General features: G+C 71.5%; 11 protein-coding genes. 5 read left to right on the top strand and 6 right to left on the bottom strand.

The features are described 5' to 3' along the window. Positions 1–156: 156 nt before the first annotated feature. Positions 157–1,107: an RluA family pseudouridine synthase gene (locus C4B68_RS32595; protein WP_099500094.1), complete on the top strand. Its 951-nt coding sequence runs from the start codon at positions 157–159 to the stop codon at positions 1,105–1,107. 38 nt (positions 1,108–1,145) lie between these two features. On the opposite strand, the gene C4B68_RS32590 is transcribed toward C4B68_RS32595, so the two are convergent. The 6 genes from C4B68_RS32590 to C4B68_RS32565 all read right to left on the bottom strand — a co-directional run bounded on the left by C4B68_RS32590 (position 1,146) and on the right by C4B68_RS32565 (position 6,736). Next, positions 1,146–2,615, bottom strand: coding sequence for a cytochrome P450 (locus C4B68_RS32590; protein ID WP_099500093.1), 1,470 nt, complete (start codon positions 2,613–2,615; stop codon positions 1,146–1,148). 103 nt (positions 2,616–2,718) lie between these two features. After that, complete coding sequence (locus tag C4B68_RS32585) at positions 2,719–3,342, bottom strand: GTP-binding protein (protein WP_099500092.1); 624 nt, start codon at positions 3,340–3,342, stop codon at positions 2,719–2,721. Further along, entirely contained in the window at positions 3,323–3,745 is a 423-nt protein-coding gene (locus tag C4B68_RS32580; RefSeq protein WP_099500091.1) for a DUF742 domain-containing protein, read from the bottom strand. The genes C4B68_RS32585 and C4B68_RS32580 overlap by 20 nt, the downstream gene beginning before the upstream one ends. Then, positions 3,742–4,149 carry a roadblock/LC7 domain-containing protein gene (locus C4B68_RS32575; RefSeq protein WP_099500090.1) on the bottom strand — a complete coding sequence of 136 codons (408 nt, stop codon included), beginning with the start codon at positions 4,147–4,149 and terminating at the stop codon, positions 3,742–3,744. The genes C4B68_RS32580 and C4B68_RS32575 overlap by 4 nt, the downstream gene beginning before the upstream one ends. Then, entirely contained in the window at positions 4,146–5,756 is a 1,611-nt protein-coding gene (locus C4B68_RS32570) for an ATP-binding protein (RefSeq protein ID WP_099500089.1), read from the bottom strand. Before C4B68_RS32570 ends, C4B68_RS32575 begins: the two co-directional genes overlap by 4 nt. A 353-nt stretch (positions 5,757–6,109) precedes the next feature. Continuing rightward, complete coding sequence (locus tag C4B68_RS32565) at positions 6,110–6,736, bottom strand: TetR/AcrR family transcriptional regulator (protein WP_099500088.1); 627 nt, start codon at positions 6,734–6,736, stop codon at positions 6,110–6,112. Positions 6,737–6,884: 148 nt separating this feature from the next. On the opposite strand from C4B68_RS32565, the gene C4B68_RS32560 reads away from it, so the two are divergent. The 4 genes from C4B68_RS32560 (at position 6,885) to atzF (ending at position 13,694) form a co-directional block, all read left to right on the top strand. Beyond that, positions 6,885–7,709: an urea amidolyase associated protein UAAP1 gene (locus C4B68_RS32560; RefSeq protein ID WP_099500087.1), complete on the top strand. Its 825-nt coding sequence runs from the start codon at positions 6,885–6,887 to the stop codon at positions 7,707–7,709. 14 nt (positions 7,710–7,723) lie between these two features. Next, positions 7,724–8,374, top strand: a complete 651-nt coding sequence (locus C4B68_RS32555) for an urea amidolyase associated protein UAAP2 (RefSeq protein WP_099500461.1) — start codon at positions 7,724–7,726, stop codon at positions 8,372–8,374. Further along, positions 8,371–11,895: a 5-oxoprolinase/urea amidolyase family protein gene (locus tag C4B68_RS32550; RefSeq protein ID WP_099500086.1), complete on the top strand. Its 3,525-nt coding sequence runs from the start codon at positions 8,371–8,373 to the stop codon at positions 11,893–11,895. The genes C4B68_RS32555 and C4B68_RS32550 overlap by 4 nt, the downstream gene beginning before the upstream one ends. A 140-nt stretch (positions 11,896–12,035) precedes the next feature. Next, positions 12,036–13,694, top strand: a complete 1,659-nt coding sequence (atzF, locus tag C4B68_RS32545) for an allophanate hydrolase (protein WP_099500085.1) — start codon at positions 12,036–12,038, stop codon at positions 13,692–13,694. Positions 13,695–13,754: the final 60 nt, after the last annotated feature.

The raw sequence follows: 13,754 nt of genomic DNA, 5'->3' as shown, positions 1-13,754 counted from the left end.
TGGTTCACCGTGCTGTTCCTGGGCGTGACGCTGGTCGCGGGAGCGGCGTACCGCGCGTACCGGGCGCGGGCCGGCGTGGCCGAGGAGGTGGTTCCGGCCTCGTACGCCTGAGACTCCTGCACGCGGCGCGGCCGGCGCCTCGTACGCTTGATCGTGATGAGACGCAAGCCCCGCATCCCGCCCTCCCCGCTGCCCCAGCGCCACGGGGTGGACCCCGTGCGGATCAAGCTGCCGCAGGGCGGGCGCCGGGGAACCGTGCGGGAGCATCTGGTGGAGCGGCTCGCGGCGGGGGCCGGGGTGATCGACGGGATGATCGGCGAGGGGCTGATCGTCGGGGAGGACGGGCGGCCGCTGACCGCCGAGACGGCGTATGTGCCGGGGATGTTCGTGTGGTTCCACCGGGAACTGCCGGACGAGGAGCGGGTGCCGTTCGCGCTCGACGTCGTGTACCGCGACGAGCACATCGTCGTGGCCGACAAACCGCACTTCCTCGCCACCACCCCGCGCGGCAGCCATGTCGCCGAGACCGTCCTCGCCCGGCTGCGGCGGGAGCTGGACCTCCCGACGCTCGGCGCCGCGCACCGCCTCGACCGGCTCACCGCCGGGCTCGTGCTGTTCACCGTGCGGCCCGAGGAGCGCGGCGCCTACCAGTCGCTGTTCCGCGACAAGCTGGTCGGCAAGGAGTACGAGGCCGTGGCCGCGTACGACGCCGGTCTTGACCTGCCGCGTACCGTCCGGAGCCGGATCGTGAAGGAGCGCGGTGTGCTGGCCGCCCAGGAGGTGGCGGGCGAGCCGAACGCGGTCAGCCGGGTCGAGTTGCGCGAGCACCGCGACGGAGTGGGGCTCTACCGGCTTCTGCCGCGCACCGGGCAGACCCATCAACTCCGGGTGCACATGAACGCGTTGGGCGTACCCATCCTCGGCGATCCCCTCTACCCGGTGGTGACCGGCCCCGTACCGGCCGGTGACTTCCGGCGTCCGCTGCAACTGCTGGCGCGGGTACTGGAGTTCACCGATCCGGTCACGGGGCACGATCACCGGTTCGTCAGTGGGCGGGGGCTCCAGGCCTGGACGTCGTACGACGCATGGGCGTCCTACGGCACGTAGGCGTCACGCGACGAGCAGGCCTTGTGCGACGGCGGGCCTCAGTCGCCGCGCCACCAGCGCAGGAAGCGCTGCCAGGCGCTGAGACGGTGGGCGGGCTCCGGTGCCTGCGCGGGCTGGACGGACACCGGCGGCGCGGCGGGCGCGGTCGGCTCCGACGGCTCCGTCGTGACCTGCCAGTCCGGCCGCGGGCGCGGCACCGCGTGCACCGCGGTCCGCTCCAGGACGTCCTGCCGGGGCCTTGGCGCGAACTGAACGGGCAGCTCCACCAGGTGGCGCGACGACATCGACGACCGCCAGCGCAACTCGCTCTCGTCGCAGTCAAGTTCGGTGTCCGGCAGGCGCATCAGCAGTGCGTCGACCCCGACGTCGGCGATGGCACGGCCGATGTCCTGGCCCGGGCACTCGTGGGGACCGCCGCCGAAGGCGAGGTGCGACCGGTTGCCCATCATGTTGGCCGCGAGGTCGGGCCGGACCCGCGGGTCGACGTTGCCCGGCGCGATCGCGAAGAGCAGTCCGTCTCCCTTGCGGATGCGCTGACCGCCCAACTCCGTTTCCTGCTTGGCGAAGTAGCCGAGGACGGCGCTGAACGGCGGCTCGTCCCACAGGGACTGCTCCACCGCCTGCGGCACCGTCATCTGCCCGCCGTTCAGCTGGGCACGGAAGCGCGGGTCGGTGAGCACCACCCGCATCACGTTGGCGATGAGGTTGGCCGTGGCCTCGTACGCGGCGAGCATGACCAGGCGAAGATGCTGGGCCACCTCGTCGTCGGTGAGCCCGGCCGGGTGGTTGATGAGGTGACTGGTGAAGTCCTCCTCGGGCTTGGCCCGCCGGCGGATGGTGTGCCGCGTCAGCACACTCATGACGTACTCGTTGCTGGCGATCGCGGTCTCGGTGCCCTTGAGCAGGTCGCGGGCGGCCTGCACGAGGCGCTCGTTGTAGTCCTCGGGCATGCCGAGGATCTCGCACAGCACGGCCATCGGCAGGTGCTCGGCGAACTGGCTGACCAGATCGGCCGTGCCGCGCTCGCAGAACTGGTTGACGAGGTTCTGTGTCGCGCGGTTGATGTGACGCCGCAGGCTGCGGAAATCGATGGTGCTCATGGCGCCGGTGACCGCCCCGCGCAGCCGCAGGTGCTCGTCGCCCTCGGCGTGGGAGCAGATGGGCTGCCAGGCGATCAGGGGCATCAGCGGGTTGTCGGGCTTCACCGTGCCGTCCTGGACGGCGTTCCACAGACGGCTGTCGCGCGCGTACTGCGCCGGGTTGCTCACCATGTGCAGGTTCTCGGTGTGGCCGAGCACCACCCAGATCGGCACGTCGTCGTGGAGCAGCACGGGGGCGACGTTGCCGTGTTCGGCGCGGAGTTTCTCGTACAGGTCTCCCAGGTCCTCCGCCTCGGGCCCGTACAGGCGGCGCAGCCCGCCGGGACCGAGGCCGTGGGCGGGGCAGCCGGGCGGTGGGCCGAGTGTGGGGTCGTCCGTACCGGTCGTGGAGTGGGATTCAGGCGTCACGGTGATCGCTCCGAAACTGAAAGGGATCCGGTGTCTGGGAAGGTGGCGTGTCCGCGGAGGTGTGCGGTACGTCGTGTCGGCGGAGGTATGCGGTACGTGTGGGTCAGGCGCGCGACGGGGAGCGCATGGCCAGCGCGTGCAGGAAGCGCATCAGTGTCATCAGGACGTCCCGGCTGGAGGCCCTGCGGCGTGCGTCGCACTTCACGATCGGAATGTCGTCGGCCAGGTCGAGCGCGGCCCGCAGGTCCTCGATCGGATAGCGGGGCGCGTCCGGGAAGTCGTTGATGGCGACGACGAACGGCACCCCGCGCTCCTCCAGGCGGCCGATCACGTCGAAGCTGACCTCCAGGCGACGGGTGTCGATCAGTACGACCGCGCCGAGCGCGCCTTCGAAGAGGCCGTTCCACAGGAACCAGAAGCGCTCCTGCCCGGGCGTGCCGAACAGATAGAGCACCAGCTGTTCCGTGATCGAGATGCGGCCGAAGTCCATGGCGACGGTGGTGGCCGTCTTGGACTCGGAGCCGTAGTTGTCGTCGACTCCGATACCGGCCTGCGTCATGGTCTCCTCGGTCGTCAGCGGCTTGATCTCGCTGACGGAGCCCACCATGGTCGTCTTGCCGACCCCGAAGCCGCCCACGATCACGATCTTGACTGCCGCCTGCGTCGTATGCGGCAGCTCGTCCTCGGCGCGAGGGCCCGTGATGGTGTCAGAGCTTTTGAAGTCCATGCATCACCGCTTCGAGGAGGGAACGGTCGGCGATCGCCTGCCGCACGATCGGAGCGCGCGCCTGTACCAGTTCGGCCGCCAGCAGCTCGGTGAGCAGGACGGTCACCACGCTGAACGGCAGATTGAGATAGGCCGAGATCTCGGCCACGGACAAAGGGGCCTTGCAGAGCCGGAGCAGCGCCGACTGCTCGGGCTGGGTCGCGGGCGGCGGCGCGTCGGCGCGCGCCACGATCAACGTGACCAGGTCGAGGGCGGCCCGGTCGCCGCTCGCGGCTCCCCCCGTGAGCACATACAGTCGCCCCGGGTCCCGCGGGTCGTCCTGGCCCTCCGGGGCGGAACCCGCCTTGGGGGGCTCCGGGGGCTCTTCCTTGGGGTATCGCCGCCGGCGTTGCGGAGGGGTCATACGGTCTGCCCGTTGCGCCGTGGCGGACTGGTCAGATGGGCGCCGATCCGTACGACGAGGTCGCGCATGCGGTTGCTCATCAGCCCGGGCTCCGCGATCTGGTCGGCGAGCACCGCGAGATAGGCGTTGGGGCCCGCCGACATCAGATAGAAGTAGCCGCCGTTGATCTCGATGATGACCATGCGCATCCGGCCGTCGCTGCGGGGGATCTCGCTCGCGACGGCTCCGGCCAGGCTCTGCAGGCCCGCGCAGGCCGCGGCGACCCGGTCGGCGGCGTCCGGCTCACCGCCGTACCGGGCGATGCGCAGTCCGTCGGCGGAGAGCACCACGATCTGCTGGATGCCCGGTACGCCGTCCGCGAGTTCCTTGAGCATCCAGTCGAAGTTGGCTCGCTGCTGGATCACTTGCGGTCCCCCTCGTCGTCGGCCTCGACAGGGGCCGGCTCGTTGTCCTTGGCCTTGGTGAACGCGGTCGGGTCCGGGTCACCCTTGAGTCCGTTCATGAACGCCTCGACCCACAGGCCCGGTTCGGGCTCCTTCTCCTCCGGGACGGGCGCGGGCGCCCACGCGGACGGCGCCGCGGCAGCAGCCGCCGCCTCGGCCCTGGCGGCCTCCGCCTCGAAGCGGGCGGCTTGGGCGTAGCGCTCGTGGTAAGGGGTCTTGTTGCGGCTGCGGCGCTGTGGCAGCCCGTTGGCCGTCCATTCGGTGACCACCGGCATCTCGCTGTCCCGGGGGCCGTCGTCTTCGCCGGGAATCCGGGGTCCCGTGGTCGGCATGCGCTTCTTGGGCTTGCGCTCCGGGCCCGGAACCCCGTCGTTGTCCAGCTTCGCCCCGTAGCCGATGCCGATGCCGTGCGCCAGACCGGTGGGGTGGTCCTTGGTGAGCATCTCGCGCGGTGCGACGAGGACGACGCGGACACCGCCGTACGCCGACTGCCGCAGCGAGACCTGCATCTTGTACATCCGCGCGAGTCGGCCGACGACGGCCATGCCGAGCCGGGGGGTCTCGCCGAGGGCGTTCATGTCGATGCCCAGCGCGGCCTTCCGGAGCAGGTCCTCGGTCTTCTCGCGGGACTCGTCGGTGAGGCTGACGCCGCCGTCCTCGATCTCGAGGGCGACGCCGGTCTGCACCTCGATGGCGGTGACGTGCACCTTGGTGTGCGGCGGCGAGTAGCGGGTGGCGTTGTCGAGGAGCTCGGCCAGGGCGTGGATGAGCGGTTCGACGTGGATGCCGTTGACGGCGACCTCGGCGATGTTGTGCAGCTCGATGCGGCGGTATTCGAGGATCCGGGACATCGCGCCGCGCAGCACACTGAACAGCGGGACGGGCTCCGGCCATTGACGTCCCGGGCGGCCACCGCCGAGTACCGCGATGGAGTCGGCGAGGCGGCCGATCAGCGCGGTGCCGTGGTCGATGCGCAGCAGGTCGTCGAAGACCTCGGGGTTGCGCCCGTGGTCCTCCTCCATCTCCCGCAGTTCCTTGTTCTGCTGGTGGATGAGCGCCTGGACGCGGCGGGCGATGTGGACGAAGGCGCGCTGCGAGGAGTCACGCATCGCAGCTTCGAGGTCGACCGTCTTGAGCACCGTCTTCAGCAAGTCGCGCTGCGACTCGGAGACTTCGGGGTAACCGGGGATACCGCGGCCCAGGGTGCGAATCACCTCTGCGGGGGAAACGCCGCTGTGCATCCGGTCGAGCGCGTCCGGCAGGACTTCCTTGTGGAGGCGCACGATCTCCTGGTCGTGGGCGGCGATGCGCTGTTCCAAGTGGGCGGTGCGCCGTGCGAGTTCGGCGCGCAGGCGCTGGGCGACGCGGCCGCGGCGTACGGCCTCGGCGCCGATCGCGATGACCAGGAGCGTCGCGATGCCGCCGCACCAGCCGACGGCGGCCCTGGCAGGGTCCGCCACCAAGGCGACGGCGGCCCCGGTCACCGCGGCCATCAGTATGGCCGGCGGCAACAGCACGCGCGCGTAGGGAAGTTCACGGCCACCGGGAGGCGATTGAACACTCACCATGTATGCCCTCTGAGACAAATCGGCTGGGGGTCGGGGAAGTGCTTGGGGAAAACGGCATGGTCAAACGGAATCTTCGGAACTTTTGGGAACAAGCGCACGAATACATCTCAACTCGGTGCGCTGCGGGCGAGCTTAGTCCGACCGGATCAACGCTGTGTCATATTCAGCAAGCGCCTGAAATCGCCCGCGCGGCAGGAGTACCCTCGGCTCATTTGCACGCTGAGACTCCATTCGCACACGGTGCGTGACGGCGTACAGGCATACGAAAACCGCACCCCGAACGGGGGGCATATGACCGGGGGCATACGACACCGCACCCCCGCAGGGTGACCGCCAGCTCCCGAAGGGAACCGTCAGACTCCGGCGATACGCAGCGCCGCGTCCGCCGTCGCCTCGGCGAACGCCGACACCGGTCGCTCCGGATCCGAGCGGTGCACGAGGATGACTCCCTCGATCAGCCCGAACAGCAGATCCGTCCGCAGGTCCAGCTCGCTCTTGGCGAGCGCGCCTCCCGCCGCCGTCGCGGCGAGCAACTGCCGGTAGGCGTCCTTGAGTTGGGCGCGTACGGCATGGAAGCCGGCGAAGCGTTCGGTGCGCACCTCGGGCAGCAGATAGAGCCCGCCGAGGTTGTACGGGCCGCCGCAGAGCAGCTCGACGTCCGTACGGCACAGCTCCCACAGCCGGCCCTCGGCCGCGGCCACGTCATCGGCGAGGAGCTCGCGGGCGAGCGTCAGCGAGGGCGTGACCGTGGACTCCAGGAGCTCGGCGAGCAACTCCTCCTTGCCCGAGACGTAGTGGTACATGGACGCCTGGCGCATGCCGGCCCGCTCGGCGACGGCGCGGGTGGTCGTGGCGGCGTATCCGCGCGTGGTGAACAACTCGGCGGCGGCGCGGAGCAGTTCGTCGCGCGGCGGAAGACCGCTGTCCGGCCGCTGCGCGGCCCGCGGCCTGCCGACCCGCCGTCCACCGCTCGTCCCCATGCGGTCGATCCTCGCACACCGCCTCCCGCGGCGATCTTCGTGAGGGATCGGTAACCGGGCGGCAACAGCCGGGCAATCCCGGCGACCCGCCTCCCGCCTAATTTCTGTCGCGCGACAGAAATCAAGACACCGGAGCCGGAGGTCCTCGATGGCGACAGCGACCACATACGGAGCCCGCGACCACGCTCGCACCCAGGACGGCACGCGCACCGAGGCCATGCCCGTCGTCCCGGCCGGAAACTGGCCGACGCCGCCCTGCGAGGCGGGCCACCTGGTGTGGGCCGAGACCGTGGCGGGCGGCAACTACACGCACAGGGTCCTGGCGCGCGGCACGGAACTGCGGCTGACCGACCTGCGCGGCGACGCCTGTGCGCATCTGCTGCTGTACGCGGCCGACCGGCCCTGGGAACGGCTGAACGTCGCCGACACGGTCAAGGTCCAGTGGAACGCGTACCTCGGCGAGGGCCGGCTGCTCCTGTCCGACCAGGGCCGCGTCCTCGCCTCCGTCGTCGCCGACACCTCCGGACGGCACGACGCGCTGTGCGGCACTTCCACGCTCGTACGCAACACGCGGCGTTACGGGGACGGGACGCCGCAGTCCGCCTCCCCCGCCGGACGCGAGCTGTTCAAACTGGCCGCCGCCAAGAACGGCCTCGCACCGCGTGATCTGCCGCCCTCACTCTCGTTCTTCCAGGGCGTGGAGGTACGGGAGGACGGCGCGCTCGACTTCACCGGCTCGGCCGGCCCGGGCGGCAGCGTGACGCTCCGCGCCGAGCAGGACGTCACGGTGCTGATCGCGAACGTGCCGCACCCCGCCGATCCACGGGACGACTACATCAGTACCCCGCTGGAGGTGCTCGCCTGGCGCGCGGAGCCGACCAAGCCCGGCGACCCGCTGTGGGACGCCGCGCCCGAATGCCGCCGTGCCTTCCTCAACACCGCCGAATTCCTTGCCGCGAGGGGGCTCGCATGAGCACGAACACGGGCATGAGCACGAACACGGGCACCAGCACGGGCACGAACACGGGCACGACCGTCGTTCCCGCACGCGCCGCCTGGTCGTCCGTCGTCCGCGCCGGCGAGACGCTCACCATCACCGACCTGCACGGCAACCAGGCCGTCGACTTCCTCGTGTATGACGCCCACGACACCGCCGTCCGCTACAGCGCGCCCGACACCATCCACGCGCAGGGCGGCATCTTCCTGACGACGGGCAGTGTGCTCCTCTCGAACGAGCACACTCCGCTGATGACCGTGGTCGCCGACGAGGTGGGCCGTCACGACACGGTCGGCGGCGCGTGCTCCAAGGAGTCCAACACCCTCCGGTACGGCCATCACACCTGGTCGCAGCACGCCTGCGTGGACAACTTCCTCGCCGAGGGTGCCCAGCACGGACTCGGCAAGCGCGACCTCGTGTCCAACGTCAACTGGTACATGAACGTGCCGGTCGAGAAGGACGGCACGCTCGGCATCGTCGACGGCCTGTCGGCACCGGGGCTGACGCTGACCCTCCGCGCGGAGCGCGACGTGCTGGTCCTCGTCTCCAACTGCCCGCAGATCAACAACCCGTGCAACGGCTTCGAGCCGACGGCCGTGGAGATGACCATCGGGACCGCCGCGCACGAGGACGCCGCATGAGCTTCGACACCCTCCTCGTCGCCAACCGGGGCGAGATCGCCGTCCGCATCATCCGCACGGCCCGCGACCTCGGCCTGCGCACGGTCGCCGTGTACTCCGATGCCGACCGCTCGGCACCCCACGTCCGGCTCGCCGACGAGGCGGTACGGCTGGGCCCCGCGCCCGCCAAGGAGTCGTACCTCGACGCCGATCTGGTCCTGAAGGCGGCCAAGGACACGGGGGCGGGCGCGATCCACCCCGGGTACGGGTTCCTCTCCGAGGACGCGGCGTTCGCGCGGCGCTGTGAGGATGCCGGGATCGTGTTCGTGGGGCCGACGCCGGAGCAGTTGGAGCTGTTCGGCGCGAAGCACACGGCGCGGGCGGCGGCGCGGGCGGCCGGGGTGCCGCTGGTGCCGGGTACGGGTCTGCTGGCCTCCGTCGAGGAGGCGCTCGAAGCGGCCGCCGGTATCGGCTACCCCGTCATGCTCAAGGCCACCGGCGGTGGCGGCGGTATCGGTATGTCGGCATGTCGCTCCGCCGACGAACTGACCGAGGCCTGGGAGCGGGTGCAGCGCGTCGCCGCGGCCTCCTTCTCCTCGGCGGGCGTCTTCCTGGAGCGCCTGGTCGAGAACGCCCGCCATGTCGAGGTGCAGGTCTTCGGCGACGGGCAGGGCCGCGTCATCACCTTCGGCGACCGCGACTGCTCACTCCAGCGCCGCAACCAGAAGGTCGTGGAGGAGGCGCCCGCGCCCGGCCTCCCTTCTCACGTACGTGACCACCTCGCCACGGCAGCCCGCGACTTGTGCGCCTCGGTCGGCTACCGCTCCGCCGGGACCGTCGAGTTCGTGTACGACGCCGCCCGCGGGGAGGCGTACTTCCTGGAGGTCAACACCCGCCTCCAGGTGGAGCATCCGGTCACCGAGGCGATCTACGGGGTCGACCTCGTCGCCTGGATGCTGCGCCTCGCGCGCGGCGAGACGGATGTCGTACGGGATCCGGGGGCGCCCCGCGGTCACGCCGTCGAGGCCCGCGTATACGCCGAGGACCCCTCGCGCGAACACCGCCCGAGCGCGGGCCTGTTGACGCGGGTCGAGTTCCCCGGCGGTGTCCGCGTGGACGGCTGGGTCGAGACGGGTACCGAGGTGACCACGTCGTACGACCCGATGCTCGCGAAGGTCATCGCGTACGGTCCGGACCGGGCGCACGCCCTGGAGCGGCTCGACGAGGCGCTGGCGAGGACCCGGGTCGACGGCATCGAGACGAACCTGGGGCTGGTGCGGGCGGCGCTCGCCGAGCGGTCCTTCCGGGCGGCAACGCACTCGACGGCGACACTGGCCGAGGTAACCGACCCGACCGCGCGGATCGAGGTCGTCTCCGGCGGAACGCTCACCACCGTGCAGGACTGGCCGGGCCGCACCGGCTACTGGCAGGTGGGCGTGCCGCCGTGCGGCCCGATGGACGACCTGTCGTTCCGTCTGGGCAACCGGGCACTCGGCAACCATGAGGGCGCGCCAGGACTCGAATGCACGCTGCGGGGACCGGCGTTGCGGTTCACCCACACCACGACCGTGTGCGTCACGGGTGCTCCCGCGCCGGTCACGGTGGACGGTGCGGCGGTCGCCCAGTGGGAGCCGGTGACGGTGCCCGCGGGTGCCGTACTGGAGGTCGGCGCACCCACCGAGCACGGCCTGCGCACGTATGTGCTGTTCGCGGGCGGCGGCCTGGACGTACCCGCGTTCCTCGGCAGCGCGGCCACCTTCACCCTGGGCCGGTTCGGCGGGCACGGGGGGCGGGCGCTGCGCACGGGGGATGTGCTGCACGGTGGCGCGGTCGCTTCCGGGAGTCCGGTCGCGTTGGCCGACCGCCCTGTGTTCGGCTCGCACTGGCACGTCGGCGCCCTCGAAGGCCCGCACGCGGCACCGGAGTTCTTCACCGAGGACGACATCCACGACTTCTACGCCGCCGGCTGGAAGGTCCACTTCAACTCGGCACGCACGGGCGTACGGCTCGTCGGTCCGAAACCCCGCTGGGCGCGTACCGACGGCGGCGAGGCCGGCCTGCACCCGTCCAACATCCACGACACGCCGTACTCGGTGGGGGCGGTCGACTACACGGGCGACATGCCGGTCCTGCTCGGCCCGGACGGCCCCTCGCTCGGCGGCTTCGTCTGCCCGGCGACGGTGGCCAGTTCGGAGCGCTGGAAGCTCGGGCAGTTCCGCCCCGGTGACACGGTGCGCTTCGCGCCCATCGCCGAGGACGGCACGGTGCGCGCGGCGATCGTGGACGGCGGGGTGCTGGCGCGGGACGGCGACGTCACCTTCCGGCGCAGCGGCGACGACAACCTGCAGATCGAATTCGGGCCCATGCAGCTGGACTTGGCCCTGCGGATGCGGGTGCACGCGCTGATGGAGGCGGTGACCGAGGCCGGCCTCGACGGCGTCACGGATCTGACACCCGGCATCCGCTCGCTCCAGATCCACACCGACCCGCACCGCCTCCCCCAACGCGAACTCCTCGCCGCCGTACGGCAGATCACGCGGACGCTCCCGCCCAGCGACCAGCTGGTGGTCCCCTCCCGCACGGTCCACCTCCCGCTCTCCTGGGACGACCCGGCCACCCGCGAGGCCATCGCCCGCTACATGGCGGGCGTCCGCGACGACGCGCCCTGGTGCCCGTGGAACATCGAGTTCATCCGCCGTGTGAACGGCCTCGACTCGGTGGCAGACGTGTACCGCACGGTCTTCGACGCCGAATACCTCGTCCTGGGCCTGGGAGACGTGTACCTGGGCGCCCCGGTGGCGACACCGCTGGATCCGCGCCACCGCCTGGTCACCACCAAGTACAACCCGGCCCGCACCTGGACCGCCGAGAACTCCGTCGGCATCGGCGGCGCGTACCTGTGCGTCTACGGTATGGAAGGCCCCGGTGGCTACCAGTTCGTCGGCCGTACGACCCAGGTGTGGTCGGGCTGGCAGCAGCGCGGCGCGTTCGAGCCGGGCTCGCCGTGGCTGCTGCGCTTCTTCGACCGCATCAAGTGGTACCCGGTGGAGCCCGAGGAGCTGCTGCGGCTGCGGGCCGACATCACCTCCGGCCGCTTCGTCCCCCGGATCGAGGAGGGCGAGTTCTCACTGGCCGCCTACGAGGCCTTCCTCGCCGAGAACGCCGACTCCGTCGCGGAGTTCCGCTCCCGGCAGAGCGCCGCCTTCGCGGCGGAACGGGACGCGTGGGAGGCGGCGGGCGAGTTCACCCGCGCGGAGGCGGCCGCCGCACCGCCGGCTCCTCCGGCCGTGGTGACGGTCCCCGAGGGCGGCCGCCTGATAGAGGCCGAATTCGCCGCCTCGGTATGGCAGTTGAACGTGCGGCCCGGCGACAAGGTGGTCTCCGGCCAGCCCCTCCTCGCCCTGGAGGCCATGAAGATGGAGTCCAGAGTGCCCGCCCCGATGAACGGCGTGGTCCACGAGATCCTGGCAAAGCCGGGAGACCAGGTGGAGGCGGGGACAGCCCTGCTGGTTCTGGCGCCAACGAGTGCGACGGTGTCTTGAAACCGCCCGTTCGTCTGTGGGCAGACGTTCCGCAGGGCGATGGGGGTCCCCCCGCTCGAGCGGAGCCGAGAGTGGGGGAGGGTGGGCACACACCAGCCACCGGACCGCAGCCGACAATCCACCCCAGGCAAGGAGCACCGATGTCGTCCCCCGCCCTCACCCGAGTCCGCATGGCGTACGCCCGCATCGAGGCCACAGACCGCCCCGAGATCTGGATCGACCTGCGCCCCCAGGCGGAGGTCGAGCAGCAGGCCCGAGCCATCGACGAGCGCGTCGCCGCAGGCGAGCGCCTCCCCCTCGCGGGCAAGCTCTTCGCCGCAAAGGGCAACATCGACGTGGCGGGCCTGCAGACCACCGCCGGCTGCCCGGCCTACGCGTACACCCCGGAGGGCGACGCCCCCGTCGTCGCCCGCCTCCGCGCGGCAGGCGCGATCGTCCTGGGCACCACGAACATGGACCAGTTCGCCACCGGCCTGGTCGGCACCCGCTCCCCGTACGGCGCGGTGCGGGGCGCCCTGGCCCCGGCCAGGGTCAGCGGCGGCTCCAGCTCGGGCTCCGCCGTGGCCGTGGCCCTGGGCATCGTCGACCTCGCCCTCGGCACGGACACCGCGGGCTCGGGCCGCGTCCCCGCCGCGTTCAACGGCATCGTCGGACTGAAGCCGACCCGCGGCCTGGTACCGACGACCGGCGTCGTCCCGGCCTGCGCCTCCCTGGACTGCGTGACCGTGTTCGCCCGTACGCTCCCTGAGGCCGAGCAGGCCCTCGCGTACATGGCGTCGCCGTCCGGCCGGGACCTCCCGGCCCTCCCCCAGCGCGCCCCCGGCCCCTGGCGCGTCGCCGTCCCGCCGACGGCACAGCTCGGCGAACTGGACGAGGGCTGGGCCGAGGCGTACGAGGCCGCCGTGGAGCAGCTCGTGGCAGCCGGGGCTGAGGTGCGCACGCTCGACCTCACGCCGTTCAGCGAGGCCGCCGCGATGCTCTACGGGGGCGCGTTCGTCGCCGAGCGCTACACCGCCGTGGGGAGCTTTGTCGACAAGGTGATCCCCGAGGGAGGCGAGGGGCTCGACCCGACCGTCGCCGGGATCATCACCGGCGCCCGGGACATCCCGGCCCACCAGCTGTACGCGGACCAGGAACGCCTGGCCGAGCTCCGCGCCCGGGCGGAGGCCCAACTCGGCGACGCGGACGCGCTGTTGCTGCCGACCACGCCGGGCCACCCCACGCTCGCCGAGGTCGCCGCCGACCCGCTGGGCGCCAACGCCCGCCTGGGCCGTTTCACCAACTCCACGAACCTCTTCGACCAGGCCGCGGTCGCGGTCCCCGCCGACACGGTGGACGGGCTGCCCTTCGGCGTGATGCTGATCGGCCCCGCGTTCACCGACGAACGCCTCGCCCGGATCGCCCGGCTGCTCCAGCCGCGGCTCCGGATCGCGGTGGTGGGCGCGCACCTGTCCGGCCAGCCGCTCAACCCTCAACTGCTCGCCCTGGGAGCGGAGTTGGACCGTACGACGACCACCGCACCCGAGTACCGGCTGCACGCGCTGTCCACCACCCCGCCCAAGCCGGGTCTGGTGCACGTCGGCGCCGAGGGCGGTGCCGCCATCGAGGCCGAGGTGTGGCGACTGCCCGCCGAAGGCCTCGGACAGCTGGCCGGCACGCTGCCCCGGCCGATGACCCTGGGCAGCGTGCTTCTCGCCGACGGAACGTCCGTCCCCGGCTTCCTGTGCGAACCGTCCGCGCTCGAAGGCGCCGAGGACATCACGGCGTACGGAGGCTGGCGCGCCTATCTCAACAACTGAGCGCGCAGCCACCCCTGCCGACGAGGGGCCGGGACACGCAGCCACTCCGGCCAGCGGGGA

Origin of the sequence: Streptomyces dengpaensis (genome assembly GCF_002946835.1) — a bacterium.
Taxonomy (GTDB): domain Bacteria; phylum Actinomycetota; class Actinomycetes; order Streptomycetales; family Streptomycetaceae; genus Streptomyces; species Streptomyces dengpaensis.
This window is presented reverse-complemented; position numbering and strand designations above follow the sequence as displayed.

What these genes read in the sequence shown, in the direction of transcription:
- C4B68_RS32565 (WP_099500088.1), bottom strand. Translation starts at nt 6,736, where the DNA reads ATGGGGACGAGCGGTGGACGGCGGGTCGGCAGGCCGCGGGCCGCGCAG.
- C4B68_RS32595 (WP_099500094.1), top strand. Translation starts at nt 157, where the DNA reads ATGAGACGCAAGCCCCGCATCCCGCCCTCCCCGCTGCCCCAGCGCCAC.
- C4B68_RS32570 (WP_099500089.1), bottom strand. Translation starts at nt 5,756, where the DNA reads ATGGTGAGTGTTCAATCGCCTCCCGGTGGCCGTGAACTTCCCTACGCG.
- C4B68_RS32555 (WP_099500461.1), top strand. Translation starts at nt 7,724, where the DNA reads ATGAGCACGAACACGGGCACCAGCACGGGCACGAACACGGGCACGACC.
- C4B68_RS32580 (WP_099500091.1), bottom strand. Translation starts at nt 3,745, where the DNA reads ATGACCCCTCCGCAACGCCGGCGGCGATACCCCAAGGAAGAGCCCCCG.
- C4B68_RS32550 (WP_099500086.1), top strand. Translation starts at nt 8,371, where the DNA reads ATGAGCTTCGACACCCTCCTCGTCGCCAACCGGGGCGAGATCGCCGTC.
- C4B68_RS32585 (WP_099500092.1), bottom strand. Translation starts at nt 3,342, where the DNA reads ATGGACTTCAAAAGCTCTGACACCATCACGGGCCCTCGCGCCGAGGAC.
- atzF (WP_099500085.1), top strand. Translation starts at nt 12,036, where the DNA reads ATGTCGTCCCCCGCCCTCACCCGAGTCCGCATGGCGTACGCCCGCATC.
- C4B68_RS32560 (WP_099500087.1), top strand. Translation starts at nt 6,885, where the DNA reads ATGGCGACAGCGACCACATACGGAGCCCGCGACCACGCTCGCACCCAG.